This is a genomic window from Streptomyces sp. NBC_00354 (assembly GCF_036106915.1).
Classification (GTDB): domain Bacteria; phylum Actinomycetota; class Actinomycetes; order Streptomycetales; family Streptomycetaceae; genus Streptomyces.
On record NZ_CP107983.1, the window covers coordinates 358352 to 383649 of the forward strand.

Sequence of the window (25298 nt, forward strand, 5' to 3'; positions counted from 1 at the left end):
GTTGAGCGGCTCCCGGTCAGCCGCTCGCCCGCCAGGAGGGCGGCCAACTGGCACGTTCCGCGATGACCGCACCCGGTACTTGCAGGCTCGCCCGGGCCTTTTCGTAGAAAGCCCGACGAGATGTTCTGTATGCGTTGTACGCCTCGTCCCAGGCAGCGGCCTCTCCTGCGAGCCGGCCCCGTGCCAGCCATTCGAGATGCCAAACTGCATCGTTCAACTTACGGACCGCTGCGGCTGTGTCCGGATCGGCAAGCAGCCGTAAGGGTTCGGTCATGGCGGCGCGTCGCAACTCTGCCTTGGCAGCCTCTTCCAGGGCGTCGTCCGTCGTCTCGACGGGACTCGGGTCTACGGTCAAACCCTGGTGAGCGGCGAGCCGCTGGTAGACAACGACGCAGTCCATGATCGCCTGGATAGCTGATCAACCACGGAACCCCCCCTAGCTAGCCATGGCCCGCCCTACGACTGGCAATCCCCACCCGGCGGCGCGTCCACTCTGCGCAGATGCCTCGAGTTGGCACGGGACGAGGCTCTTCTTGGCCGGAGGCTACTCGGCACTGTTGATGGCACCGACTCCCGTCCGCCAATGCCGGTGGCGTCGGTGACCTCCTCGTCCGCGCGCTCCGCGTGCAGCCACTGATCGCGCGACGCGGCACCGAACACGGCTCCGGACTCGGCTCCCAACGCTGGTTTGTCGAGCGCGCCTTCGCCCACCTGCACCGGTTCCGCTCGTTCAGAATGAGATTCGTTCAGGGGCTCCACAGTTGAGCGTGGTGTCGGCAGCATCTGTGGGGGTTGGCCGGAGCGATGGAGCGACGAGACGGATTCGGGCCGGTGACGTATCGGCACCCATACCACGCATGAGCACGTAAGTAAGCTCTCCGTTTATTCGGACTGGCTGGATATGATCGATCTGCACCCTCACCCCACGGGGCCGCGTCGGCAGTTCCCCCATGCCCTCTCTCGAGGAGTGTGTTCGACCGTCCGTGGACCCCTCCCTGTTCCACCCCTCCCGAGGACCGATGTCTCCGATGGAACCCGAAGGTCCACCAAGCCCGCCTCCCCTTCGGCGCCGCCGCACCGTGCGCCTGCGTACGATGCTGGTCTGCCTGGCCGTCGTCCCGACCGTGGCGATGGCTGCCCAGGTGACCGTGACCGCCCAGCGGTTGCTGGCCCAGTCCGAACACCTGCGCACCGATGTGGAAGCCGGCGAGCGCATCGGTGTACCGCTGGTCGGGCTCATGACCCAGTTGCAGGCAGAGCGGGTGATGACGGCGGCGCGGTGGGCGGGCACCTCCGTCGCCGACGACGACCTCCGCGAGAAGCGGGCCGCAACGGACCGTGCGGTGGCGGAGATCCGACAGGTCTCCGGCAGCAGCAGCGGCACTGCGGAGCCTTCCGGGCAGAGCGGCGGTCACCTCGACGAGGTGGGCGCCCGGCTTGACCAGTTGACTGCGTTCCGCAAGCGCGCGGATGCCCACAGCGGTAGCGCCGAACAAGTGGTCGACTACTACACCGGCGTGATCGACGACAGCATCCGCGCCTACCAGGATGAATTCAGCCACGCGCAGGACGCGGAACTCTCCCAGGAGAGCAGGCCCGCCGTCGCCCTGTTCTCCGCGGCAGAGATGGTCGCGCGTGAGGACACTCTCCTCGCTCTGGCCGGGCCGTCCAAGGACCTGGCGTCCACCGGCTTCGCCGAGTTGCTCGATGCTCTCGGCACCCACCGGTACCTGTACGACACCTGGATCGTGCCGTACCTGTCGCCCGCGGAACAGGCTTCGTACGACAAGCTCACCGCCTCGGACGCCTGGCGCACCAAGATCCGCATCGAGAATGCGGTCGTCAGCAACCACCAGGACACCCCGTCCGGAGTGAAGCTGCCGGCCGATGTCGCCGGCTGGCGTGCCGCGCACGACGCGTTCGCGCCGCAGTTGGCCGCGCTCAACGCGGACCGGTCGCGGAGCGTGCTCGCGCACGCCGATGCGAAGGCCTCCGAGCTGGAGACCGAGGTGTACTGGCTGGTCGGGGGCAGCGGCGGCACCCTCCTGCTGGTCACCGGTGTCGTCGTCCTCACCACGCGGTCCGTGCTGCGCAGGCTGAACCGCCTGCACACCCGTACGGTCGCCATCGCCGAGCAGACACTGCCCGAGGTGGTGGCCCGGCTCCAGCGTGGGCAGGCCGTCGACGCCGAGGCGTTGCCGGCCGTGGGCGGTCACCAGGACGAGGTCGGGCGGATCAGCGACGCCTTCGCCCGGGTCGTCGCCGTGTCCGTCGAGGGGCACCGGGAGCTCGCGGCCGAGCGGCACGGGTTCGGCCTGTTCGCCTCGGGCATCGCCTCACGCACCGGAAACCTCGTCAGCCGCCAGCTCAGCCTGACCGAGGACCTCCAGGACGCGTTCGGCCACGACGAGACGCTCCTGGCCCAGTTGATGCGGTCCGATCAGTTGACGGTGGGAATGCGGCGCCAGATCGAGAACCTCCTCATCCTCGCCGGTGGCGAGATCCCGGACCCGCACAGCGAGCCCATGCGCCTGGCCGACCTGCTGCGAGAAGCCGCCGCGGAGGTCGAGGACTTCCGGCGGATCGAGCGCCACGCACTGGACGAGGCAAGCGTGCAGCCGCACGTGATCAGTCAGATCAGCCACCTGCTCGCCGAGCTGCTGGACAATGCGACCCGGTTCTCGCCCCCACGCTCGAAGGTGGTCGTGCGCGCCGAACTGGCGGCGGACGGGCTGTCGATCGAGATCGAGGACCGCGGACCGCGCGTGGCGGCTGCCGGGTACGAGGAGATGAACCGGCGACTGCACACGGCGCCGCCGTACTCCGTGCTCGCAGAGAACGCGCACCGGCTGGGCCTCTTCGTGGTGGGCCACCTGGCCGACCAGCTCCAGGCCCGGGTCACGCTGCGGCGCTCGGTGTACGGGGGAACGGCGGCCGTGGTGATCCTGCCGGGCGAACTGCTCGTGCCGACCGAGCGGAAGGGCGAGCGGGAACCGGTGCCTGCGGCGGAGCCCGGGCCGGCACCCGACCGGAATCCGGAGCCCGCCACCGCACTCACCCCCGTACGGGCCCCCGCCCCCGAGGTCCGGCCGGCCCCCGCCCCCATGCCCGTACGGCTGCGAACCGAGCGGGCGCCGAGCGCTCGCTCCGGATCCGGCGACGGCGCGCGGCCGGCCCTGCCCGAGCGCGTCCCGCAGACCCACCTCACCCGGCAACTCCGCGGGCCCCGCGCCCCGGAGCCGGACGCCGGCCGGGACGCGGCGACACCCGAAGAGGTGGCCGACGCCTGGGCGGACTACGAAGAGGGGACCCAGAAAGTGGAAGCAGAGCTCAGACAGGATCAGCCATGACGACGACAGCCAACGACATGATCTACAGCGTCCTGGACAACAACCTGAGCAGGATCGCCGGCATCCAGGGAGCCGTGCTCCTGTCCAACGACGGGATCAAGCTCAGCGCCTACCTGCTCGAGCGGGACCAGGCGGAGCGCATCGCGGCCGCGTCCTCCGGGATCGCCGCCACGATGAAGGCGATATCGAGGGAGGTCGGCGGCGGCGGGGTCATCCGCCAGCTGGTGGAGATGAACGACCGCTATCTCTGCATCGTCGGGTGCGGGGAGGGCAGCACGCTCATCGTGGTGACGTCCCGCAAGGCACGGCTCGGGGAGCTGGGAGGCGAGGCCGTACGAACTGCCCAGGCGCTCGGCGAGTGGCTGGGCACCCCCGAGCGCACCCCGCTGCCGACGTCAACACCGGCGTCGACGTCGTAATGCCGGACGAGCCGCAGCGTCGCCGAAGCCTCCGCCGGACCCGGCTGTACGCGTTGACCGACGGACGCACAGCCGCCGCTCCGCAGACCGTCCTCACCATGGACACCACGATCGTGGCGGCGGTCACCGGGGACGACGCCCTCAGCGGCCTGCCCACCGAATGGCGTGCCATCCTTGCCATGTGCGCGCCGTCGGGCGGACTGGCGGTCGCCGAGATCGCCGCGCGGATGCACATGCGCCTCACTCCGATGACGCTGCTCCTCGGCGAACTCGCGGACCGCGGGCTCATCCGCCATCGGCCGCCCCTGGAGGGCGCCGAGACCACCAATGTCCACCTGCTCATGAAAATCAGGGACAACCTTGCCCGGATATGACACCTCAGATGCTCCCGTTCAGGAAGCGTCCCCTGTCAAAATCCTCATTGCCGGTGGATTCGGAGTCGGCAAGACGACTCTGGTCGAGGCGGTCTCCGAGATCGAGCCGCTGCGTACGGAGGAGCGCCTCACGAGCGCGGGAGTCGGTGTCGACGACCTCGACGGCATCGAGTCCAAGACGTTGACCACCGTCGCGATGGACTTCGGCCGGATCACCCTCGCCGACGCCGGAGTCGTCCTCTACCTGTTCGGCACCCCCGGCCAGGAGCGGTTCTGGTTCATGTGGGACGACCTGCTGAACGGGGCCCTGGGGGCACTCGTACTCGTCGACACGCGGCGCCTGGACCGCGGCTTCCCGGCCATCGACTTCTTCGAGAGCCGGGGACTGCCGTTCGTGGTCGCCGCGAACTGCTTCCACGGCGAGCAGCCGTACACTGCCGGGGAGATCGCCGCCGCACTGCACCTGCGCGACCCGGCCACGCCCGTCCTCCTGCTCGACGCCCGCTCCCGTACGGACTCCCGCGACGCCCTGCTGACCCTGCTCGACGCGGTCATCGCCGAGGCACGGACCGCGGCGAGCGCCTGATCGGGTACCAGGAGGGGCGGCTCGGCCCTTCCCGTAACGTCTTGTTTGTGGCTGACCGCCCGCTGTTCGGCCGATCGGAACTGACGTACAAGTGAAGGCCGTGCAACATCCGGCCGGCCCGTGCTCGGGGAAGGCGCAGCGGTCTGCCGAACCGTGCTCGTTTCGACCGATCATTTCAGGGGGGCATCATGCGCATGCGTTTTCGTGCCTGGATTCTGGTGGGCGCGGGCCTGCTCGCCGTGGGCGCCGGTCCGGCCTACGGGGCTGACACTTCGTCGGCCGAGTCGGCCGAGTCGGCGGCGGGGTCGGCGGCGGGGTCCGTGCAGTACACCGTGCAGGATCTCGGCACCCTGGGTGGTACCCGTAGCAAGGCGACCGCCATCGACGGCAACACGGTCGTCGGGAGCTCACTGACGAGCGGCGACGCCATCGAACACGCCTTCGCATACGACCTGCGCAGGCACACCATGACCGATCTCGGAACGCTCGGGGACTCCAGCCGGGCGACCGACGTGGAGGGGGACTACATCGTCGGGGAGTCAAACCTCTCCGCCGACGGCCCGACTCATGGATTCGCCCACAACGTCCGGAGCCGCGGGCTCGTCGACATCGGCACTCTCGGCGGCAGCACCACCCACATCACCGGCCTCAAGGGTGACACCGTGGTGGGGACGTCGTCACTGCCCGGCGACGTGGTCACCCATGCGTTCGCGTACAGCCTGCGCGCCCGGACCATGACCGATCTCGGCAGCCTCGCCGGCCCGTCGGGCAACAGCACAGCGGCGGCCGTCAACGGTGTGATCGTCGTGGGCAGCTCGTCCCTGCCGAACACGCCTGCCCTCACAAAGCACGGGTTCGCGTACAACCTGCGCACCCGGACCATGACCGATCTCGGCACCCTCGGCGGGAGCTCCAGCACAGCCAACGACATCAACGGTTCGACCGTGGTCGGTCAGTCTCGAACGGCCGGCAACGGACTTACCGGATACGCCTACGACCTCCGCACCGGCATCCGCACGGACCTGGGGTCCCACTTCCTGACCGCGCAGCTGATCAGCGGGAGCACTGTGGTCGGCGGCGACGGCTTGCTCTCCAGCTCGTTCGACCTCACGACGCACACGAGTGCCGTGATCGGATCCGGGCGTGGTGTCACCGAGGTCAAGCAGATCGCCGGGAACGTCATGGTCGGTGACAACTTCGCCCCCAACTCCTTCGCCTTCGTCTCCCGCGCCGACAACGGCGACTTCACCTACCTGGCCTCCCTCGGCGGCCTCAACTCCTCCGCGATGCAGGTCAACGGACGCGGCGTCGTCGCAGGCAGCGCAGCGCTTCCGTCCGCTGACCCGTTCACTGTCAACGGCCCCTTCCATGCCGCCGTCTGGGTGCCGCACACGGTGACGTAGCGGAGCGAAGCCCCGCCCGGCCTGTATCTGCAGGGCTGTTGCTGCACGGCCGGCGCAAGTCGATGCAGCCGATGGCCGAACGTCTTGGGATCGACCATCAGCAGTTGCAGCAGTTCACGACGTCCTCGACCTGGGCTGTGCTGGAGGTGCGGGCCCGCCTCGCCCGGCGGGCCGTGCGGGCGGTGCGGGCCGTGCGGCCGCAGGTGTGGGTGGTGGACGACACCGGTTTCCCCAAGGACGGGAATGCGTCCGCGGGGTGGCCCGGCAGTACTCCGGGACTTTGGGGAGGGTCTGCAATTGGCAGATCGGTGTCAGTGTCCACGCCGCCTCCGACACCGCCTCGTGCCCGCTGGCCTGGCGTTTGTTCCTGCCCGCCTCCTGGGACGGCCCGAACGCCGCCAGGCGCCGGAAGGCCTGCCGGATCCCCGAAGACGAGCACCGACAGCCGAAATGGCAGCTCGCACTGGAGAGACCTGGTCAGGCTGGCGAAGTCGCGCTACTAGCCGTACGGGTTGAGTGCCCGAAAGCGGACGGTGCCGCTGCGGCGATCGAACCACAAATGGGTGGAGTGGCCGCTGCCGTCGCGGTCGAACTCCTGCGACCGGATCCACTGCGGGTTCTGCGGCCCCTCGCCCTTGAGCGGCTTCTCGAACCACGAGGAGAAGTCATCGGCCGGCCCCTCGGAGACGAAGGCGTGGGCCGCAGTCAGCTCGGCAAGTTTCCCCGGTTTCAGCCGGGCGAGGCCCGAGATCACCAGCTCCGGTGACGGCAGGTCCCGGTCGTTGTCCCGGCTGCTCACCCACTTGGCGTCGGTGAGCGGGCCCAGCAACGGGAACGCCTGCTCCAGCGGTGCGGTGTCGGTGTGCCAGTCCCCCTTGGCCCCGTTCGCGACCTGATGCAGGGCCCACCACGCGGGTAGGACCGCCAGCCCCGCCCCAACCCCGACCCCGACCCCGACCCCGACCCCGATCAGCTTCCGTCGCTCCACCGCGATCCCCCTCATGCCTGAACCTCGGGGCACCCTATCCGGCTCCTGCAACCCCCGCTCCCGCCGCAGGAGCACCTCGTAGGTCAACCCCGATGGCACCGTCCAGGTACGCGCGGACCTCACCGGCCCCGGCGGCGCCGCATCCTCCGACCCGATCAGGGTGGTCGTCGACCGCAACGCCGACGGAGCCGCGTCGCAGGACATCAGCCCCGGTTCGGTGAACCTCCTCACCGGTGACTGCCTCGTGATCGAGGCGCAGCTCTACCTGGCCGTACGGGTAGAGGTACGCGGCGGAGTTGGCGGCGGCTGTGTGTCGGATCCGAACGCGCCCGCGTGCCGGTGCTCGGCCTCGCCCGTCGTACCCCATCCCGAAACCGCCCCCGACGAGGGACGCTCGGTTCACACTTCGGGTCGGCCGACGGCGCCCGGGGCGGTCACCGGGTGCGGAGACTGCCGCTGTACACGTCCGTACGGTTCTGTGGTGCGCCGGAGTGGGTCTCGGTCAGCACCGCCCGTACTCCCTTGCCGTCTGCCACCAGGCCTTGGTAGTCGCCGAGGAAGTAGCCCCCGGCGAACGGGGCCTGCAGCCAGTCGAAGACCCGCGAGATCCGTCGCTCGGTCCGGAGCTTCGGGTCTCCGTGCGGCAGCGTGGCCAGCTGGTAGGCGGTGGGCAGGGTGGTGGTGTCGCCCGGCTTGAGGAAGCGCAGGTCGTAGTAGGTGAGCGCGACCGTGCCCCGCTCGTCGACCGCGATCGACGGGGAAAAGGCCGGCACGCCCTCCGGGCTGATCAGCTCCGGGGCCCCCCAGGTGCGCCCGCCGTCGGTGGAGCGCACCAGCTGGACGGAGTCGAACTTGCCGTCGGAGAAGTCCGCGCCCTCGTAGGCCATGTAGAGCGTGCCCGTCTTCGGGTCGACGGCCGGGCTGGGCAGGGTGGACGCGGCGCGCAGCAGCTTGGTGGGGTCGTTCGGGTCGACCTCCGGTACGGAGGTGTCCTTGGCCACGGTGACCGGGGCGCTCCAGGTCTCGCCGGCGTCGGTCGAGGTGACCACCGCGTAGTGGGCTTCGGTGACGTTGCTCAAGTCGTCGGAGTAGGTGATCTGGTCGAAGAAGTCGTACAGGGTGCCGGTGCGGCGGTCGACGACGATCAGATGGCCGATGGTCTGCGTGTTGGGCACGGTGCTGGTGTCGACGAACAGCCGGGCCTCGCTCCAGGTGCGGCCGCCGTCGCGGGTGAGGGAGATGTAGCCCGGACCGTCGAGGGAGCTGGGGCCGGGCGGGTGGTTGTCGAGGCGGTCCCAGACCTGGTAGGCGGTGCCCTTGCGGATCGGGTCGGCGGTGAGCGAGGGCTTGTCGTTGAAGAACGGCTGCTCGTCGACGTGCGTGGTGGTGAGGTTGCGCCAGGTGCGGCCACCGTCGCGGGACGTTGCGGCCAGGAGGGCGGTGCGTGTGCTCTTGGTGAAGTCGACGCCCTCGCCGCTCGCGTAGACGGTGCCGTCCGGTCCGGTGCTCACCCAGGGGTCGGTGGCCCGTTCGAAGTCCGCGCCGCCCGGGGCGCACAGGCTGAACGGCAGCGTGCTCCGGTGGAAGGTGTGGCCGTCCGTGGTCCAACTGGCCACCAGGCCTCGGGCGCCGCCGTCGTTCCAGCGGTCCTGCTGGAACACGGTGACCACGCGCTTCGAGTCGCGCGGATCGACGGACAGGTACGGCTCGACCTCAGTGCCCGGATAGACGACGCTGTCGGGAGAAATCGCGCCGATGGTGCAGTTCGCGTACGGGTCGCCGTGGGACACCTTGACCAGCGGTGCGCCGTCGGGGCTCGGGCCTGCCGCGGCGGGAGTCGCGACGGTGACCGTGGTGAGCAGGAGCGCGGCGGTGGCAACAGCGGTCAAGGGCAGGACGACGCGCATGCGGGATCTCCTCCGGGCCTCGGCGGCCGGGTGCGGGACCGCCGTCATCAGGGCGGCGTGGGGCGCGGAGGCATACCGGAACGCGAGGGTGGGACGACTCCGCTTGATCCTTTTCGGCGTCGTGGCCGGTGCCCTTGATGGGCCGGACGACTGAGTCCACCCCCGCGTCGCCGAGGAGCACGGCGGGGCCGACCGGGCGCCGGGCCTGCCGGGCCTGCCGGGCCGGGAGCATGTCCAGGGAGCGGGCGGCCGAGCTGGCAGAGCTCAGGATCGTGTGGAACACCGCAGACGCCGCGTTCGCGGAGAACCTCGCGGCCGCGCAGGCCTACCAGGCACTCGACGGCACCCTCGCAGCTCCGCGGGGAGCCGCGATCCTCGACGTCGCGATCGGGCAGTATCTCGCCAACGTCCGCAGGCCGGGCGGACTCGGTCGGCGTTGCCGGCGCTCACACTAATGCCCCGCCGGCTCCGAATCGTGGTCCGGCCGCGATGGTCACCCCGTAGTCCGGCGCGATCGCCGCCAGCCGTGAGCTGATGGACTCGGGGAACTCTGTTCCACAGCGTCACACCTCCTGCCGGCAGGGCTGCTTGGACGTCGGGCAGGTACTGGGTGAGTGCTCGCCTCAGTGCGTCACGTTGCGATCGCAGTTGCCGGAGCGCATCGGACCGCTCCGTCTGGCGCTCGTTCAGGAGGACGGCCGTGGCCAGTTGTTCGACGACAGGGGTGCCGAGGTCCATGGCGGGGCGGGCTTGTGCGAGGCGCTCAAGGAGAGACGGCACGGCGCGAATCCGTACGGTCACGCCGTGGTCGAGCGCGGCCCGCTCGGCGTCGTCCAGGCCGGTGGCGCGGCCCAGAAGTCGGCGACTTTGCCGGCCATGTCGAGGTGACGGGCAGTTCCGGGACCGGGGTGCCTTCGTCGGCTGCGACGTGCTCGGGCATGAGGTCGGCGACGGCGGTGCGGATGGCGCCGCGGCTGACGCCGTGCTCGCGGGCCAGGGCGGCGATGGTCTGAGGCGTGAGACGGACGCCGCCGCTCTGGTACAGGAACCGACGGGCGTGCTGCATCGGTGCCCCGAGTGCCCGCCCGATCAAGCTGAACGACTGCCCCTCGCGCCGGCGCCGCCAGATCTCATCCTGCTGAGCCGGCGAAAGCCGTAGTCACGCACCTGTGCCTCCACGATCACATGATCATCCGCGGGCGGTGCGTTGATCACTTGGGCTCGCCATCGTGTGCCGACGCTCCCGAGCCGGTCGGCTAGCTCGGGCAGATTGCGGCCTCGATGTGGGCGAGCTGGGCGGCGAGGATCTCTTCGAACGCGGCGCGGCGGTCTGCCCCGAGGGGGCGGACGTCGCGCGCGAAGTGGGCCAGGGCGGGGAAGCGTTCGGGGTTGGCGCCCAGTACCGCGACACGGAACAGCTCCATGCCCTGTTCGTACTCTTCGGCGGTGATGGTGCTGACCCCGGCCTCGGAGGCGATCAGCGAGGCGATGAGGACCGCGATCCGGTGGTAGCGCGCCGGGATCTCCTCGTCGGGCAGTCCCGACGCTCGCAGGGCCTGAAGCAGTTCTTCCATGACCAGCCGGGAACCGGTGCCGCCTGACGCATAGCGTCCCCAGACCGCGGCGAGTTGGGGTTGCTGACCGAAGGCCTCTCTCACGCGCAGGGCAAGGGTAGTGATGCGCTGCTTCCAGTCGCCCTCGGGGCGGTAGCCGTCCATAGCGGCCGCGAGGATCCGGTCGGCGACCGCGCGCAGCAGTTCGGTCTTGCTGCGGAAGTGCCGGTAAAGGCTGGAGGAATCGGTTCCGAGGGCAGCGGCGAGCTTGCGCACACTGAACGAATCGGCGTCGCTCGTGCGTAGCAGCTCCGCCGCCGCATCCAGGATCTCCTCGGTCGACCAGCGCCTTCGCCGCGTCATCTCAGTCCTCTCGCCGGGTCTCAGTCTAACCTATGCACTCGGTGTTGCACGCACTGCGTGCATAATGGGGCATGAGCGTGCCGGCCCGGCAGCAGGCGGGCCGGCATGCCACTCGTGCCCTGTTACCTGGGCCGGGCGACCGACGTGGAGCTCGACCCGGGGAAGGCGAAAGGACGCATGTTGTGAGGAACCCACTGAATCCCGCGGAGCTGAACGCCGCCATTGAAAACGTCCACCGCGCCGGGGTGCCGGGGCTGTTCGCCGAGGTGCGTGACGGCGACCAGGTCTGGCACGGCGCCGCCGGGGTCGCCGATGTCGCTACCGGTCGCCCTGTCACCGCCGACATGCGGCACCGCGTCGGCAGCATCACCAAGACCTTCACCGCCGCTGCGGTTCTGCAGCAGGTCGAGAGCGGTCGGATCGGTCTCGACTCTCCGATCGGCCGGTACCTTCCGAAGCTGGTTCCCGGAGAACGCGGTGCCGCGATCACGGTCCGGATGCTGCTCAACCACACCAGCGGCCTCGCCGAGTACCTCCCGTACGCCTACCCCTCGCTCAAGGCGTTCCCCGACCTCGCGAACACCAGCCCCCAGAGCCTGGACGACCACCGGTTCACGCGGTTCGACCCCGTCGAGCTGATCGAGCTGGGGGTCGCCGCACCTGCTGTCGGCGCCCCGGGTGGTGCGTTGGGGGTGTACTCCAACACCAACTACCTGCTCCTCGTCGAACTCCTGGAACAGGCGACCGACACCACGGCCGAGCGGTACATCACCGAGAACATCATCGAGCGCGCCGGGCTCCAGGACACCGAGATCCCCAGCGGGCCGTACATCAACGGGCCGCACTCGCAGCTCTACGAGGCGTGGTTCGGCATGATCGACCCGCCGCGCGACTACAGCGTCTACGACATGTCATGGGTGGGCCCTTCGGCCTCGCTGATATCAACCGTCACGGATCTCAACCGCTTCTACGCCATGCTGCTGGCCGGTGAGATCGTCAGCCCGTCGTCGCTGGCGCAGATGCAACGCACGGTCCAAGTCGTCTCCCAGGAGGGAAAGACGATCGAGTACGGCCTCGGGCTGCACCCCGTGGAGGAGCCGGGGCAGGACACCTTCTGGGGTCATGGCGGCACGGTCTGGGGTGGTGGAGCGCTGGCCATGACCCGCGCCGACGGCACACGGCAGATGGCGGTCGCGGTGAACACGCAGAGGTGGAACAGGCTCGACTCCTCGGGCAGGCCGCAGCCGCATCCCATCGACGGCGCGCTCGCGGCCCTGTACCGCGTGGCGATGTACGGCTGAGCGGCGGCGTGTCGCCACGGTGCGGAACCGCCGCCCACTCCCTCGTCCCGACCCTTGTCTCGCCTATCGAATTTCGATAGATTCACATCGCAACTCGATGGAAGGATGGGCGATGGGAAAGCTGACCGTGCGTGCATTGCGCGCCGTGCTCGCGCTGGTACTCGCCGGCACCGTGTTCGTGCAGGTATTGATGGTGTGGGTGTTGGTCAGCGGGAGCGACCCGGAGGACGGGGCGCTCCCGCTGACCCCGCTGCGCGTGATCACGGTCTTGGGCATGCTGTCGGCCCAGGTCGCCCTGGTCAGTGTTTGGCGGCTGGTGACGATGGTGCGACGCGGAACCGTGTTCTCCCACGCCGCCTTCCGGTACGTGGACGCCGTGATCGGCGCGATCGTGGCGGCTGCCGTCCTGTGGTTCGCGGTCACGGCCGTCAATGCGCCGGGCCAGCGGGACGACCCGGGCGTCACCGTCATCATGGGCGGGGTCGGCCTGGCCATCCTGGGGGTCGCGCTCATCGTGCTCGTGCTGCGGATGCTGCTCGCCCAGGCCGTCGCGCGCGACGTCGAAGCCGCCCACATGCAGGCCGAGTTGGACGAGGTGATCTGATGCCGATCACCGTCGACATCGACGTGATGCTGGCCAGGCGGAAGATGTCCGTCGGCGAGCTCGCGGAGCGCGTAGGGATCACGCCCGCCAACCTGGCGGTACTCAAGAACGGCCGGGCCAAGGCGGTCCGCTTCACGACGCTCGCCGCGCTCTGCGAAGTGCTCAGGTGCCAGCCGGGAGACCTGCTGCGCTGGGAGGCCGAGGACGCCGCGGGCGGCTGACGTGCCCAGCGCGGGCGTGAAGACGCCTGGCACCACCCGCCCGTGACACGGCACGTGGACCGTGTGAACGCGGATTGCGCTGCCCAGCTCGCCTCGCGGGCCTCCCGCGCATCGCCCATGCTGAGCAGGAGGGCGTCGTCGGCCCTGAGACGTGTCCTCCCACAGGGCCGAAGCCGGTGCCTGAGCCACGCGGCCCCGCCACTCGTGCGCCGGGTCGGACCCAGGTGTGGGGCTCGTCCGGGCTGGTGACAGGACGGATCCGACCCTGCCCGCAGGCGGACGGACACGGGCAGTGTCGGGTCCAGTTCGAGCACATGACTACGCGGTGAGGCCGGAAATGGACAAGAAGAAGCCGAAGAACCTCGTCGATCCGGAAGCACTCTCGGACGAAGAGATGATGAAACTGATCAATGAAATCCTCGACAGCGTCCCACCCGAACAAGCCGAGGCCCGCCTCCTCGCCATTGCCGATGGGAAACCGGCTGCCCGGGACGTTCCCGTAGACCTGACCCCCGCCCAAGCGAGCAGCCTTCTCCTCTTCCTCCACAGAGGCGGCGGCTGATTCCGCCCCGGCGCGATGGGGCACACCGGGGCGGGAGGACGGATACGCCTGCCAGGGTCTCGGCGGCCCGCTCCGGCGGGAGGGGCGGCGTCCGCGGCGAGCCGCTCTGCCGGGCGGTGTCCGTCAGAAGCCGCAGGCCGCTCGCGCATCCCGGAAGCGCTCGGGATGCCGCCGGCGGTACTCGACCAGGCACTGGGCGACTGCGGCTCCTTCACCCACGGCGGCGCCGACCCGCTTGACGGATCCGGAGCGCACATCGCCCACGGCGAACACGCCGGGCACGCTGGTCTCCATCGGCAGCACGCCCGGGCCGGCTCCGCCGATTCCGGTCAGGACGTATCCGCGGCCGTCGAGCTTCAGCTTGCCTCCGAGCCAGTCGGTCGACGGGTGGCCGCCGATCAACACGTAGAGGCAGTGCGCAGGGACCGTTCGCTCGCCGCCTTCGCGATCGCGCAGAGTGAGACCGGTGAGAGTCGTCCCGCCGTGGCACTCGGCCACCTCGGTCCCCAGGAGGACCTGCAGGCCCGGCGTCCGCTCGATGCGCTGCACCAGGTAGCTCGACATGGAAGCGCCGAGGTCGGTGCCCCGCACCAGCAAGGTGACGGTGCGGGCGTAGCGCGCGAAGTAAAGGGCGGCCTGTCCGGCGGAGTTGCCCGCGCCCACCATGTACACGTCCTCCCCGGCAGCCGAGGGGGCATCGGACAGGCATGCGCCGTAGTACACACCGGAGTTGAGCAGGCGCTCGACGCCGGGAGCCGTCAGGCGGTTCCAGTCCACGCCCGTGGCGACCACCACCGCGGCCGCTGTCACCGAGGCCGTCTCATCCCTACCCGCCTTGACGAACTCGACTGTGTGGTCACCGGTGTCCGTCGGGGTCACCCGACTGGCCACTCGGGTGGGCTGCCACTCGACGCGGGCACGAAGGGCCTGTTGCAAGGCACGCTGGGCGAGATCGCCACCCGTGAGGCCTACGGGGAATCCGAGGTAGTTCTCGATCCGCGACGTCGATCCCGCCTGCCCGCCGGGCGCGTCGTCCTCGATCACGACCACGCTCATGCCCTCGGCAGCGGCGTACACGGCCGCGGAGAGACCTCCGGGGCCACCGCCGATCACCGCGACGTCGTAGTGATCCTGTTCGGCCGGCCGGATGAGACCGAGCCGCTCGGCCAGGTCACTGATCGAAGGATCCACGATCTCGGTGCCGTCCCCGAGGCAGACGGTCACCGGGGCGTCCCGTACGTCCTCCTCGGGGAGCCAGCGGAAGATCACGCCGCTGCGGCCGAGGAAGTCGCGCACCGCGTAGGCCGCGGGTGAGAAGCGGCTCCCGCGCACCTCGGCGGTCGGCAGACCACCGTCGCAGTCGGCGTTCCACGTGCACAGGGAATCGTCGAGCGTGCCACGAAGGTGCTCGGCCGGGTTGCCATTGTCCCCGGCCGCCCCGACAAGGGTGTCGGACTCCGCATTGCCGCGCGCGGCCGGCAGCGACAGCCAGCGCACGCCCGGGTGCTGCGCGGCACCCGGGTCCGGTGCTTCGTCGGCGAGCACGGCTGCCACCGGTACCTTCCGGTCGGCCAGCGCGCGCAGCGCGCGGATCACCTCCGCCTGCCCTCCGACCTGCAGCACGCGGAAGGACGTCCGGTACCAGCTTTGCACCAGCTCAGCGGTTTCATGCCGGCGCAGCGGGTCGGAGTCGGAGAGAACAATCACCGGCAGTGCGGCATCGGCCATCAGAGGTCCTCCAGCAGGTTTTGAGTGATCGGCTTCCTCTCCCGGTCAACGAGCGGGGACGCCATACGAACCGGTCTGGAGAAGCCACTGCACGAAGGCGGGGGCCGCAGAGGGCAAAGACGGCGTACCCCCCTCCTTCTCCCGGGCCGCCTCGGACAGCCCTCAGAGGCGGCCGAAGAACTGATTCCCGCGGGCCGAGTAGTTGTCGCTGGTGTAGTACTCCTTCATTGCGGAGCTGATCTCGTCACGGCTCAGCTGCCCGTCACCGTCGACGTCCAACTGATTGAACGCCTCGTCGAAGGTCTCGCGGGGCAAACGGAACATGCCGTGGAGCAGCGAGGTGTACTCGTCCCGGCTCAGCATGCCGTCGCCGTCGCGGTCGCCGAGCTCCGTCCAGGCATTGCTCATGTTCCGGATCCTTTCCCAGATCCTGTTCTGATCCGTGACGATCCGCGCCCGGAACGCCGCCCGGAACTCCTGTCGGTCGACCACTCCGTCGTCGTTCTTGTCCATCCTCTGGAAGACGGCGTCCCAGAGGTCCTCCAACGAGCCCCGAAGGCCGGCCACGACCGTCGGAGCAACACCGAGTGACTCGGCGAGCCTGTCCGAGAGGACGATGACGTCCGACTTCTCGAGCCGCCCGTCGCGGTCCGAGTCGAAGACATCGAACGACCGGTCCAGCTTGATGTCCAGAACGCTCACGACAACATCCCCTTCACTCCACGTAGTCGCCTCGCTACACACGAGGCGGGCCCAGGAAACCACAGGTCACGTCCCCTACGCACGGAAGGAGCGGATGCCTGACCATTCCGGGTGACGCGGTCCGAAAAGTCATCTCTTCGACCAGGACGCTGTGGATGACCCGGATGCGGCGCTGCCGTCGCGGGCGGTGCGGAGGATGGGGGCGCAGGGATTCCGGCGGAGGCGTCGGCGGGTCGCCCAGCAGGCCATGTGGCAGGCACCGTTCAGCCGGCGGGCACCGCCGTCCCGATCACGGCGGCCAGTTCGGGAGCGTGCGCGGCGAAGGGGCCGAGGTCCGTGGCGGCGGCGTAGGCCGGGTGGCTGCGGTGGTCCGCCAGCCGGGCCAGGGCGCGGGTCCCGTAGTACGCCGACGGCCCCGCGGGGGCGGGAGAGGGCGGGAGGGCCGCGCCCGCGGCGACCGCCGGCAGGGTTTCCTCGAACAGGGCCTGGCAGGCGCGCACGCCGCGGAGCATGACCTGGAAGTGGCGGGCGTCGGGGGCGATCGGGAAGCGGTGCTCGGCCAGGACGCGGCCGGTGTCGATGCCCGCGTCGACCTCGTGGAGGGTGGCGCCGTACTCGTGCTCGCCGTTCAGCAGGGCGAAGAGGACGGCCACGGAGGGCAGTCCGCGATGGCGGGGCAGCAGGCCGTTGTGGATGTTGAGGATGCGCAGGCCCCGGGAGAGGAGCGGTGCGCGGAAGATCCGGCGGTTGTTGAGGGACCAGACGACGCCGTCGGTGCAGGCGTGCGCGAGGGCGTCGGCGTGGGCGTTGATGTCGTCGGGGGCGGGGACGTGCAGGTGCCGGGCCCCTGCCGCGTCCTGCGGATCGTCGGAGCAGACGAGGTCTACGGGGTGGCCCTGCGCGGCGGCGTGTGCGACGGCCCGGCGCAGCAGTGCGCCGTCTCCGACGAAGATCATGCGGGGAGTTCCTCTCGGGCGGCCGCGAGGTGGGCGCAGACCTGTGTGAGCGTCAGGTTCCGTACCAGGCAGTCGAGGCCGGCCATGAAGCGGCGGGCCTGGGCGGGTTCCAGCAGGTCGTCGGAGACGGCCGTGAGCATTTCCACCAGGGCGAGGGAGTCGCCGCCCAGGGTCTGGAAGTCGGATTCCGCGGACAGCCGGGCGGTGTCCACGGCGAGGATCGCGGCCCAGTGGGCGGCCACCCGTGCCTGGAGGGTGGCGGGCCCCGCCGTGTCGTGGGCGACGACGGGGGCGGAGGTGAAGGGGTCGGGCAGGGCGTCGAAGTCGGCCTTGCCGCCGACCGTGCTGGGGATGGCGTCCACGGTGATGACGTGGGCCGGGACCATCGCGGCGGGCAGCAGGGCGGTGAGCGCGGCGCGCAGGGTGGCGGGGAGGTCGGGGGCGCCGTGCGGAGCGCCTTGGCCGCCCGAACCGTTCGGGCCCGGGCCGTACGAGCTGTCGGCGCGCGGGACGACGTACGCGCACAGGACCGGCGTGGTGGTGTGCGGGCGGCGGCGGACGGCCACGACGGCGCGGCTCACCTCGGGCCGGGCCTCGAGCACGGCGACGATCTCCGCGGGCTCGATGCGGTGCCCGGCGATCTTGAGCTGGCCGTCGATGCGCCCGGCGAACTCGACCGCCCCGCCGGGCAGTCGCCGGCCGAGGTCGCCCGTGCGGTAGGTGCGGCTGCCTTCCTCGTCCTCGGTGAACGGGGACGGGCCGCCGTCCGGCGGGCCGAGGTAGCCGCGGGCCACCTGAGCGCCGCTGACGACGATCTCCCCCGTGCGGCCGGTGTCCTCGGCCCCGGTGCCGATGCGTTCGCCGTCCTCGGTGACCAGGTCGACCCGGGCGTAGGGGCCGGGGGTGCCGATGGGGAGGGTGGCGGCGGTCGTCGGCCGCGCATCGTCCACGACGTGGGCGAGGCAGACGACGGTGGCCTCGGTGGGGCCGTAGCCGTTGATGATGCGGCAGTCGGGACCGAAGGCGGTACGGGCGGTGCGTACGGCGGCCGGGGTCAGCGGCTCGCCGCCGAGCAGCAGGGTGCGTACGTCGCCTGCGCCTGCGCCGGCGTCGGACAGCAGGGGCAGGTGGGAGGGGGTGAGGGCAAGGGTGTCGGCCCGGTGGTCGGTGACCAGCCGGCGCAGGGTGGCGCGCGAGGGCGCGTCGGGCGCGAGGACGACGGTGCCGCCGACCAGGAGGGGCAGGAAGAGGGGGAAGCAGGAGATGTCGAAGCCGTAGGAAGACGCGAAGCCGAAGCGGGTCCGGGCGTCCACGCGGCAGACCTGCGTCATCCAGCGGACGAAGCCGGCGAGGGCGCGGTGTTCGATCTGCACGCCCTTGGGGCGCCCGGTGGAGCCGGAGGTGTGGATGACGTACGCGAGGTCCTCGAGCGCAGGGGCCGGGGGGACCGGCCGGGCGAGCGGCGGGCCGGTGACGAGGTCCTCGGCGAGGAGGAGCGGGCAGGGCGTGAGCGCGCCGAGGGGTTCGGCGAGGTGACGCTGGGTCAGGCAGAGCCGGGCGCCGCAGGCGCGCAGAATCTCCGCGGTCCGCGCGGCGGGGTGGGCGGGGTCCAGCGGCACGTAGGCGGCACCGGCCTTGAGGATCCCCCACAGGGCGCAGACCCCGGCCGGGGTACGGTCGACGACCAGACCTACGAGGTCTTCCCTGCCGATCCCCCGGCGCAGCAGCCCGGCGGCCACGGCGTCGGAACGCCGGTCCAGTTCGGCGTACGTGACCACCCCGCCGGGCCCGTCGAGCGCGGGCGCTCCGGGCGTACGGGCGGCCTGCGCGCGGAACAGCTCCACGACGGTGGCGGGGGGCGCGGGCTCCGGTTCCTCGGCGGGGTGCGGTACGGGGCCGGGCACCGCAGCGGATGCGGGCGCCGCCGGTGGTACCGGTGCGGCGGAGGTCGTCGGCAGGCGGGTCAGGAGTTCGTCCAGGAGGCGGGTGGCGCGTTCGGCCAGACCGGGGCCGCCGCGGACGCCCACCGTGAGCTCCGTGGCGGTGTCCGTCTCGGTGGCGGCCATCGAGACGGGGACCAGGGGGGCGTGGACGGGCAGTGCGTACAGGGTCGTAGCGGTGAAGCCCCCGCCGGAGAACTCGGCCGGGTCCAGACGTCCCAGATGGGAGACGACGGCTGAGGCGAGGTGGCGGTCGGCCCGTACGGCGCCGGCCTGGGCGGCCCGCAGCAGGAGGCGACCGGCCGCCGGCGGCAGTGGGAGGAGGGCCGACTCGAAGCCCTCGGCGAGCTCCTGGTTCTCGGCGAGCGCCCGGAGCAGGGTGACCTGTGCCTTCGGCCACTCCTGTCCGGGGCTCAGGTCCAGGAACAGCGGGAGGGTGAGGTTGCCCGTCGCGGCGATGCCGGGGCGGTGGCGTCGCAGGTCGACCGGGACCATGACCCGGGTGCCGCCACGGCCCGCGCTGCCGGAGCGGGCGCTGCCCGTGGCAGCGCTGTCCGTCAGGGCCTGGGCCAGCCTGGCCGTGAGCGCCCGATGGTGGCCCGGGAGGGTTCGGCGGAGCCACAGGGTCTGCTCGGGGCCCGTGCCCGGGCGGCCCAGGGGCGACGGGCGGTCGGGGACGAGTGCCGGGCGCCGGGCGGAGGCGCCGAGCCGGCGCAGCAGGCCGCGGTCGGTGTCCGGGGCGAGGGCCGGTCGTCCGGGCTCCCCGCGCAGGGCGCGGAAGACCTCCCGTACCCAGGTCAGGGCTCCGTGACCGTCCATCAAGGCGTGCGAGGCGCTGAACACGAGCGTGGCCGTGTCCGTGTCCGTGTCCGTGTCGGCAGCGGCGTCGGGGACGACCAGGACCTCGCACCCCGGCGGGTCGTTCCGGCGCGAGCGGCCGGTGAGGAGCGCCGCCGTGGCCGGGTCCGACACGTCGATGCCGCCGGCGGCGGGAGCGGCGTACCGGACCGCGGGCAGCGGGCCCTCGGCGGTCCAGACGGGCCCGCGTCGTACCAGGCGGGAGCCGGGGCAGGTCTCGGCGGCCCGGGCGACCGCCGCCCGGAGGGCTGCCGGTTCGGGGGCGGTGTGCCCTTCCACGACGATGCGCAGGGCCATGGCCCCGCGCGCGTGCCCCGCGGAGAGGTAGAGGTGCTCGGTGGCCGACACCGGCCGCCGGTACATGGTGTGAGGGGGTGTCATCGCGGGGTGCTTCCTTGGTCGGTACGGGTGGACGCGGTCGGCTTCCTGCCCTGAGGGTTCTCCGATCGCGCCCAGGCTTCGACGCCGCCGATGCCGTGGATCCAGCCGAGCAGCCCGCTCACGCCGTCCTCCTGGGTGCGCGGCGGGTCGTAGCCGAGGTCGCGGCGGGCGGCGCCGGTGTCGTACGTGGTGGAGCGGGTGAGGAGGGCCGTCATGTAGCGGCTCAGCGGCGGGCCCGTACCGGCCGACGGGCGCAGGCGCCACGCCGCCTCGACGGCCTCGGCGAGGATGCGGGTGGCCGCGACGGGGACGCGGGGGTGCGGCGGCGGGCAGCCGAGGCGGGCGCCGACGCGGGTGAGGAAGGCCCACAGGTCGGTCTCCTCGCGGTCGGCCACGAAGTACGCCTTGCCGCCGATGCGTTCGGCGGGCACGGCGGTCGCGCGCAGACAGGCGTCGACGGCGTTGTCGACGTGGCACAGCGAGACCCGTACCCGTTTGCCGCCGGACAGGTCGGGCAGCCGGCCCGCCCGCATCGAGGCGATCATGCGGGGCAGGAAGCCTGCGTGGTCACGCGGGCCCCAGATGCCGCGCGGGCGTAGCGCGCAGGTCGTGAAGTCCGGTGTGTTCGCGGCCAGTACGTACTGCTCGGCGGCGGCCTTCGTCGCGCAGTAGTGGTTGAAGAACCGGGTGGGGTACGGGGTGCTCTCGTCGATCCGGAGCCGGTCGCCCTCGCGCAGGTGCATCAGAGCGCTCGGGCTGCCGACGAAGACGAAGCGCGTGGCGCCCGCCGCGCGGGCCGCGGTCAGCAGCCGCTGCGTTCCGGTGACGTTGGCCTCCTCGAACTGGGCGCGGCTGCCGTGGTCGACGACGCGGGCGGCGCTGTGGAGCACGATGTCGCAGCCGATGGCCGCGCGGGCCAGCGAGGCGGTGTCGGCGAGGTCCCCGGGCACGAGCTCGAGTCCCGGACCGAGGGCGCTCAGGCGGGCGGTGTCGCTGCCCGGCCGGACCAGGGCGCGGACCCGGTGGCCGTCGCGCAGGCAGGCGTCGGCGAGGTGGCCGCCGAGGAAGCCGGTGGCCCCGGTGATCAGGATGTTCACAGGGCCCGCCACCAGGTCGCGCCGTACAGCATGGTCAGTGCGGCGGTGGCCGCGCTGCCGTGGCCCGCGGCCCTGCCCCGTGGCAGTGCGAGGGGGATCTGCGCGGCGTGCACCGGGATGCTGAGGAAGGCGTCGGCCCACCAGAGCCAGCGCAGCACGGGTACGTCCGGGACGTCCGCGACGGCCGCCCAGATCGCGCCGCCGAGGAGGTACGCCCAGCCGGCGAGCGGTACGAGGCGGGCCGCGCGGATCCGGGAGAACGGGGGCGGGGGCGGGGCGAGGCGCCGCTGCGCCCATCGGGCCAGCTGCTCGCGGCCGATCTTGGCGTTGTGGCGGATGTCGACCGGGAAGGCGGGGTGGTGCAGGAACTCCTCCAGCCCTCGGGTGGGGACGTGGTCGCCGGCCAGGCCGCGCAGTTCGGCCACCAGGTCCCGCCAGGCGGCGCTGCCGGCCGGGACGTCGCTCTCCACGCAGACGACGGGGCGCTGGGCGCCGGCCGGGCCGATGCCGACCAGGGCGCTGCGGCGCACCAGTGGATGGGCGTTGAAGACGCCCTCGCAGCGCACGGTGTACAGGTCCCGGCCGGCGGCGCGCACCCGTTGGGAAGTGCGGCCGCAGAACCAGAGCCGGCCGCGGTCGTCGAGGTAGCCGAGGTCGCCGGTGCGGTGCCAGGTGAGCGCTGTGCCGTCGGGCCGGGTCTCGTGCACCTTGTGCAGGGCGTCGGACCCGGGCGCGTCGTGGTAGCGGGGGCTGACGGACTCGCCCTCGACGAGTATCTCGCCGACGGTGTCGGCGGGCAGGGCGGTCCCCGGGTACAGGCGGGCGTGCGGGCCGTCGCTGACGGGGGTGATGCGGACGCGGGTGCCGGGGACGGGCCGGCCGATGCAGGTGCCGGCTCCGCGGGCACTGCCGGCGGATGTCTCGCCGAGGATCTCCTCGGATTCGATCGAGGTGATCGGCAGGACCTCGGTGGCCCCGTACGTGACGTGGATGGACGCCTTCTCGTCGAGGACGGTGCGCAGGGCGGCGACGACGGAGTCGGGGACGGGCGCGCCGCCGGAGACGATGCAGCGCAGGTCCCGCGGGGGGCGGCCCAGGGCGGTGAGGTGGTCGGCGAGGTTCCGCAGCAGGGCGGGCGAGGCGAACATGGTGGTCGCGCCGAATCGTTCCAGCGCGTCCACGAGCAGGGCGGGGTCGGCCTGGGCGACCTTGGCGGGTGCAAGGGGGGCCAGGACGGTGGTGGAGCCGTAGACGAGGTCGAGGATGCCGTAGAAGGGCAGGGTCACCAGTGACGTGTCGTCGCGGGTGCGGCCGTGGGCGGCCTCGATCTGGCGGGCGATGGAGAGCGCCATGCGGTGGGTGTACTCGACTCCCTTGGCCGGGCCTGTGCTTCCGGTGGTGAACCCGATCATCAGGAGGTCGTCGCCTCCTGCGTCGGCGGCGGGGGTCCTCGGCCCACCGGCGGTCCGCAGCGCGGCGAGGGTGTGGCCGCCCCACAACCGGTGGCGGCCCAGCGTGACGGGGATGCGTACGCGGCCGAAGGTGCGCCGGCCGAGGACCCGTACGAGGTGGGCGAGCGGTGGCCCGATGAACGCCTCGGCGCCGACGGCTCGGTAGCAGTGGAGCATCCGGCGCACGCCCATGCCCGGGTCGACGACGACGGGGACGGCGCCGAGCCGGAAGAGCGCGAAGGCGAGGGCGAAGAGCTCCGGGCCGGGCGGTGCCATCAGTACGGTCTTGGTCCCGCGGGTGATTCCGGCGCGGGCGAGCCCGTGGGCGATCTCCTCGACCGTGTCCTGCAACTCCCCGTACGTGACTTCGCGGTAGCGCGGGCGGCCGCCGGGCTCGCGGCCGTCGGGGTGGATGACGGCCGGTTTGTGCGGGAAGGCGGCGGCGTTGCGCTCCAGGCAGTCGGCCAGGCCCGCGGTGGTTGCGGAATGGGGAACGGTGCTCATGGCGTCGCGTCACCAGCCTTCGGGCCGGTAGGCGACGCAGGCGGCGCTGGGGCCGGCGCCGGCGGCGACCATGAGGAGCCGGTCGCAGTCCTCGGGGCGCGGGGCGGCCAGGGCCTGGAGGTAGCCGAGGATCGGCGCCGCGGTGTGCGGCTCGCCGGCGCCGATGTCCTGACCGGCGCTCGGGTCCTCCCCGGGGCGCGGGTCCTCCCCGGTACGCGGGCCGACCACGAGGGTGCGGTCCAGGTCGATGCCGTGCTCGCGGGCGTACCCGACGGCACAGGCGGTGGCGAGTGCGCTGCGCCGCTCCCCGTGTCCCTCCGTGCGGCGGACCGTGATCCGGGAGCGGCCGTCGCTGCCCATGGCGGCGGTGTCGAGGTACCCCTCGGTGTCGCCGGGCCCGTCGCCCGAGTACACGGACACGGGGCCGAACCCGGCGTCGGGGTCGGCGCTGCGCTGGAGGAGGAAGGCGCCGGCCAGGTCCGCGTACGGGTAGTCGGGGTCGCGGCGGGCGTCGCCGCCGGGGTGCACGTCGGCGGCGGTGATCAGGACGCGTTCGGCGCTGCCGGTGCCGAGGAGGCTCTGGGCGAGCTGTACGGCGTTGAGGACACCGCAGGCGCCGTTCATGAGGTCGAAGGAGAAGCCTGCGGCGGGGGCCGGGTCGGCGATGTAGTCCAGGTTGATGCCGACCTCCTTCTGGACCAGGGCCGCGAGGGCCGGTTCGAAGGTGTTGGACTCCCGGTAGACGCCGACGTTGATGAGGACCCCGACGGATGACGGGGAGACCTGCGCCTGCGACAGGCAGGCGCGGGCGGCGCGGCTCGCGAGTTCGACGGCGGAGGCGGGTCCGGTGCCGTGGTGCGTGGCGGTGTGGGCTGCGGCGATGACCATTCCCATGGCTCAGACCCCCATGTTCGTGATCGTGGCCGACAGGGCGCCGGTCACCACGCCGGAGGCGGCGGGGACCATGAGGAAACGGGATCCGGGGCGGGCGGTGCCGGCCCGCAGGTGCTCACGCAGCGTCAGGAAGTGGGAGGTGGTGGCGGTGTTGCCGTACTTCTCGACGACCGCGAGGGAGGTGGGCATGGGGGCCTCGAACTCGGCCTCGGCGGTCTGGTTCACGTAGTCGATGAACCGGGTGCCGACCTGGTGCTGGATGACGTAGTCGAATGCCTCGTCGGTGAATTCCCGGCCCTGCTTGGCCAAGAGGTCCCGGTGGAACCGCGGCCACAGTTTGAGCCGGTCGCGGTTGTGCATCTTCTTGTTGTCCGTGTAGAGGGCGATGCCCTGGCTGCGGTCGCTCGGCATTCCCATGCACAGGTGCGAGTACTCGGAGCAGGTCATCAGATCCACGTAGTGGATCCGGTCGGCCTCGTCGGTGGAGGCGTCCAGGACGACGGCGGCCGCCGAGTCACCGACGGAGAGCGAGGCGAACTGCGGGTCGTAGGAGTCGGTGACCTCGCGAGCCGCCGTCTCGGCGACGGCGGTGGCCTGCTCACCGCTGACGACCAGGCCGTTGCGTACCGCACCGGAGCGGATCATGCGGTCGAGCAGGTAGACGCCGGTCATCATGCCGGCGCAGGCGTTGGACACGTCGAAGTGGACGGCCGATCGTGCGCCGAGCTCGCGGGCGAGCAGCGCGGCGAAGGAAGGTTCGAAGGTGAAGCGGCCACCGTCCGTGAACCGGGTGATCGAGGCCGATATGACGACGTCGAGGTCGGCGGCCTCGTAGCGGGAGGCGGCAAGGCAGTCCCGCGCGGCGGACAGGGCCATCGAGAAGGAGTTCTCGGCGGCTGCCGGATCCGGGTCGTACACCCGGCGCTCGGCGACTCCGGTAATCCGTTGGAGGTCCGCGTCACGGACGGCGGATATCCCCTCGGTCAGCTCCCGGGTGGTCACCACGGTCTTGGGTACGTGGGCCCCCAGAGCCTCTAACCGGCTGTGGCGATTCAGTGTGCTGGTGTTCATACTTCGTGTTCTCCATGGGACATCCCCGTTACAGACAGCGAAGTTACCGTAGCGTAGGGATCAGCCCGCCTGTCCCGCAAAAGGA

At 71.4% G+C, this 25298-nt stretch carries 23 protein-coding genes and 2 pseudogenes; 12 read left to right on the forward strand and 13 right to left on the reverse strand.

The features are described from left to right. Positions 1 to 16: 16 nt before the first annotated feature. Positions 17 to 400: a hypothetical protein gene (locus OHT74_RS01735; RefSeq protein ID WP_328619037.1), complete on the reverse strand. Its 384-nt coding sequence runs from the start codon at positions 398 to 400 to the stop codon at positions 17 to 19. Positions 401 to 1079: 679 nt separating this feature from the next. Here OHT74_RS01735 and OHT74_RS01745 point away from each other — a divergent pair. The 6 genes and pseudogenes from OHT74_RS01745 to OHT74_RS42050 form a co-directional block, all read left to right on the forward strand. Further along, entirely contained in the window at positions 1080 to 3350 is a 2271-nt protein-coding gene (locus tag OHT74_RS01745) for a nitrate- and nitrite sensing domain-containing protein (protein ID WP_328619038.1), read from the forward strand. Then, positions 3347 to 3769, forward strand: a complete 423-nt coding sequence (locus OHT74_RS01750) for a roadblock/LC7 domain-containing protein (RefSeq protein WP_030303364.1) — start codon at positions 3347 to 3349, stop codon at positions 3767 to 3769. Before OHT74_RS01745 ends, OHT74_RS01750 begins: the two co-directional genes overlap by 4 nt. After that, a complete protein-coding gene (locus tag OHT74_RS01755) occupies positions 3769 to 4143 on the forward strand; it encodes a DUF742 domain-containing protein (RefSeq protein ID WP_266672409.1) in 375 nt (124 codons plus the stop codon). The genes OHT74_RS01750 and OHT74_RS01755 overlap by 1 nt, the downstream gene beginning before the upstream one ends. After that, positions 4130 to 4729 (forward strand): GTP-binding protein, encoded by a 600-nt coding sequence (locus tag OHT74_RS01760; protein ID WP_328619039.1) that lies wholly within the window; start codon positions 4130 to 4132, stop codon positions 4727 to 4729. The genes OHT74_RS01755 and OHT74_RS01760 overlap by 14 nt, the downstream gene beginning before the upstream one ends. A gap of 188 nt (positions 4730 to 4917) precedes the next feature. Further along, positions 4918 to 6132 carry a hypothetical protein gene (locus OHT74_RS01765; RefSeq protein WP_328619040.1) on the forward strand — a complete coding sequence of 405 codons (1215 nt, stop codon included), beginning with the start codon at positions 4918 to 4920 and terminating at the stop codon, positions 6130 to 6132. Between the two features lie 32 nt (positions 6133 to 6164). After that, positions 6165 to 6601, forward strand: a pseudogene (locus OHT74_RS42050) (IS701 family transposase); the annotation flags it as partial. Positions 6602 to 6631: 30 nt separating this feature from the next. Here OHT74_RS42050 and OHT74_RS01780 read toward each other — a convergent pair. Together OHT74_RS01780 and OHT74_RS01785 are read right to left on the reverse strand one after the other, a co-directional pair. Beyond that, positions 6632 to 7135: a hypothetical protein gene (locus tag OHT74_RS01780; protein WP_328619041.1), complete on the reverse strand. Its 504-nt coding sequence runs from the start codon at positions 7133 to 7135 to the stop codon at positions 6632 to 6634. A gap of 419 nt (positions 7136 to 7554) precedes the next feature. Further along, on the reverse strand, positions 7555 to 9027 hold the full coding sequence (locus OHT74_RS01785; RefSeq protein ID WP_328619042.1) for a sialidase family protein: 1473 nt from the start codon (positions 9025 to 9027) through the stop codon (positions 7555 to 7557). Between the two features lie 230 nt (positions 9028 to 9257). On the opposite strand from OHT74_RS01785, the gene OHT74_RS01790 reads away from it, so the two are divergent. Beyond that, positions 9258 to 9482 (forward strand): hypothetical protein, encoded by a 225-nt coding sequence (locus OHT74_RS01790; RefSeq protein WP_328619043.1) that lies wholly within the window; start codon positions 9258 to 9260, stop codon positions 9480 to 9482. A 193-nt stretch (positions 9483 to 9675) separates the two neighbouring features. Beyond that, positions 9676 to 9915: a hypothetical protein gene (locus OHT74_RS01795; RefSeq protein ID WP_328619044.1), complete on the forward strand. Its 240-nt coding sequence runs from the start codon at positions 9676 to 9678 to the stop codon at positions 9913 to 9915. 118 nt (positions 9916 to 10033) lie between these two features. Here OHT74_RS01795 and OHT74_RS42055 read toward each other — a convergent pair. Next, positions 10034 to 10194, reverse strand: a pseudogene (locus OHT74_RS42055) (IS30 family transposase); the annotation flags it as partial. Positions 10195 to 10283: 89 nt separating this feature from the next. Next, complete coding sequence (locus OHT74_RS01800) at positions 10284 to 10943, reverse strand: TetR/AcrR family transcriptional regulator (RefSeq protein ID WP_266659867.1); 660 nt, start codon at positions 10941 to 10943, stop codon at positions 10284 to 10286. Positions 10944 to 11125: 182 nt separating this feature from the next. Here OHT74_RS01800 and OHT74_RS01805 point away from each other — a divergent pair, with 182 nt between their 5' ends. The 4 genes from OHT74_RS01805 to OHT74_RS01820 all read left to right on the forward strand — a co-directional run bounded on the left by OHT74_RS01805 (position 11126) and on the right by OHT74_RS01820 (position 13631). Further along, positions 11126 to 12244, forward strand: a complete 1119-nt coding sequence (locus OHT74_RS01805; protein ID WP_328619045.1) for a serine hydrolase domain-containing protein — start codon at positions 11126 to 11128, stop codon at positions 12242 to 12244. Between the two features lie 112 nt (positions 12245 to 12356). After that, on the forward strand, positions 12357 to 12848 hold the full coding sequence (locus OHT74_RS01810; RefSeq protein WP_328619046.1) for a DUF2975 domain-containing protein: 492 nt from the start codon (positions 12357 to 12359) through the stop codon (positions 12846 to 12848). Continuing rightward, entirely contained in the window at positions 12848 to 13069 is a 222-nt protein-coding gene (locus OHT74_RS01815) for a helix-turn-helix domain-containing protein (RefSeq protein WP_266999265.1), read from the forward strand. The genes OHT74_RS01810 and OHT74_RS01815 overlap by 1 nt, the downstream gene beginning before the upstream one ends. Positions 13070 to 13406: 337 nt before the next feature. Next, positions 13407 to 13631: a hypothetical protein gene (locus OHT74_RS01820; RefSeq protein WP_266659875.1), complete on the forward strand. Its 225-nt coding sequence runs from the start codon at positions 13407 to 13409 to the stop codon at positions 13629 to 13631. A 123-nt stretch (positions 13632 to 13754) separates the two neighbouring features. Here OHT74_RS01820 and OHT74_RS01825 read toward each other — a convergent pair whose 3' ends face one another. The 8 genes from OHT74_RS01825 to OHT74_RS01860 all read right to left on the reverse strand — a co-directional run bounded on the left by OHT74_RS01825 (position 13755) and on the right by OHT74_RS01860 (position 25213). Beyond that, on the reverse strand, positions 13755 to 15359 hold the full coding sequence (locus OHT74_RS01825) for an NAD(P)/FAD-dependent oxidoreductase (RefSeq protein WP_328619047.1): 1605 nt from the start codon (positions 15357 to 15359) through the stop codon (positions 13755 to 13757). Between the two features lie 162 nt (positions 15360 to 15521). Beyond that, positions 15522 to 16061 carry an EF-hand domain-containing protein gene (locus tag OHT74_RS01830; RefSeq protein ID WP_266659879.1) on the reverse strand — a complete coding sequence of 180 codons (540 nt, stop codon included), beginning with the start codon at positions 16059 to 16061 and terminating at the stop codon, positions 15522 to 15524. A 263-nt stretch (positions 16062 to 16324) separates the two neighbouring features. Continuing rightward, positions 16325 to 17017 (reverse strand): formyltransferase family protein, encoded by a 693-nt coding sequence (locus OHT74_RS01835; RefSeq protein WP_328619048.1) that lies wholly within the window; start codon positions 17015 to 17017, stop codon positions 16325 to 16327. Beyond that, positions 17014 to 20196, reverse strand: a complete 3183-nt coding sequence (locus OHT74_RS01840) for a non-ribosomal peptide synthetase (protein WP_328619049.1) — start codon at positions 20194 to 20196, stop codon at positions 17014 to 17016. Before OHT74_RS01840 ends, OHT74_RS01835 begins: the two co-directional genes overlap by 4 nt. Next, a complete protein-coding gene (locus OHT74_RS01845; RefSeq protein WP_328619050.1) occupies positions 20193 to 21293 on the reverse strand; it encodes an NAD-dependent epimerase/dehydratase family protein in 1101 nt (366 codons plus the stop codon). The genes OHT74_RS01840 and OHT74_RS01845 overlap by 4 nt, the downstream gene beginning before the upstream one ends. Beyond that, a complete protein-coding gene (locus OHT74_RS01850) occupies positions 21290 to 23248 on the reverse strand; it encodes a fatty acid CoA ligase family protein (protein ID WP_328619051.1) in 1959 nt (652 codons plus the stop codon). Before OHT74_RS01850 ends, OHT74_RS01845 begins: the two co-directional genes overlap by 4 nt. A gap of 9 nt (positions 23249 to 23257) precedes the next feature. Continuing rightward, positions 23258 to 24142 carry a hypothetical protein gene (locus OHT74_RS01855; protein WP_328619052.1) on the reverse strand — a complete coding sequence of 295 codons (885 nt, stop codon included), beginning with the start codon at positions 24140 to 24142 and terminating at the stop codon, positions 23258 to 23260. A gap of 3 nt (positions 24143 to 24145) precedes the next feature. Continuing rightward, the gene (locus OHT74_RS01860; RefSeq protein ID WP_328619053.1) at positions 24146 to 25213 is read right to left on the reverse strand and encodes a 3-oxoacyl-ACP synthase III family protein; all 1068 of its coding nucleotides are present in this window, start codon (positions 25211 to 25213) and stop codon (positions 24146 to 24148) included. Positions 25214 to 25298: the final 85 nt, after the last annotated feature.

Coding starts and splice junctions, on each gene's coding strand:
- OHT74_RS01840 (WP_328619049.1), bottom strand. CDS start 20,196: ATGACACCCCCTCACACCATGTACCGGCGGCCGGTGTCGGCCACCGAG.
- OHT74_RS01790 (WP_328619043.1), top strand. CDS start 9,258: ATGTCCAGGGAGCGGGCGGCCGAGCTGGCAGAGCTCAGGATCGTGTGG.
- OHT74_RS01765 (WP_328619040.1), top strand. CDS start 4,918: ATGCGCATGCGTTTTCGTGCCTGGATTCTGGTGGGCGCGGGCCTGCTC.
- OHT74_RS01835 (WP_328619048.1), bottom strand. CDS start 17,017: ATGATCTTCGTCGGAGACGGCGCACTGCTGCGCCGGGCCGTCGCACAC.
- OHT74_RS01810 (WP_328619046.1), top strand. CDS start 12,357: ATGGGAAAGCTGACCGTGCGTGCATTGCGCGCCGTGCTCGCGCTGGTA.
- OHT74_RS01815 (WP_266999265.1), top strand. CDS start 12,848: ATGCCGATCACCGTCGACATCGACGTGATGCTGGCCAGGCGGAAGATG.
- OHT74_RS01860 (WP_328619053.1), bottom strand. CDS start 25,213: ATGAACACCAGCACACTGAATCGCCACAGCCGGTTAGAGGCTCTGGGG.
- OHT74_RS01850 (WP_328619051.1), bottom strand. CDS start 23,248: ATGAGCACCGTTCCCCATTCCGCAACCACCGCGGGCCTGGCCGACTGC.
- OHT74_RS01750 (WP_030303364.1), top strand. CDS start 3,347: ATGACGACGACAGCCAACGACATGATCTACAGCGTCCTGGACAACAAC.
- OHT74_RS01735 (WP_328619037.1), bottom strand. CDS start 400: ATGGACTGCGTCGTTGTCTACCAGCGGCTCGCCGCTCACCAGGGTTTG.
- OHT74_RS01855 (WP_328619052.1), bottom strand. CDS start 24,142: ATGGGAATGGTCATCGCCGCAGCCCACACCGCCACGCACCACGGCACC.
- OHT74_RS01780 (WP_328619041.1), bottom strand. CDS start 7,135: ATGAGGGGGATCGCGGTGGAGCGACGGAAGCTGATCGGGGTCGGGGTC.
- OHT74_RS01755 (WP_266672409.1), top strand. CDS start 3,769: ATGCCGGACGAGCCGCAGCGTCGCCGAAGCCTCCGCCGGACCCGGCTG.
- OHT74_RS01825 (WP_328619047.1), bottom strand. CDS start 15,359: ATGGCCGATGCCGCACTGCCGGTGATTGTTCTCTCCGACTCCGACCCG.
- OHT74_RS01820 (WP_266659875.1), top strand. CDS start 13,407: ATGGACAAGAAGAAGCCGAAGAACCTCGTCGATCCGGAAGCACTCTCG.
- OHT74_RS01800 (WP_266659867.1), bottom strand. CDS start 10,943: ATGACGCGGCGAAGGCGCTGGTCGACCGAGGAGATCCTGGATGCGGCG.
- OHT74_RS01785 (WP_328619042.1), bottom strand. CDS start 9,027: ATGCGCGTCGTCCTGCCCTTGACCGCTGTTGCCACCGCCGCGCTCCTG.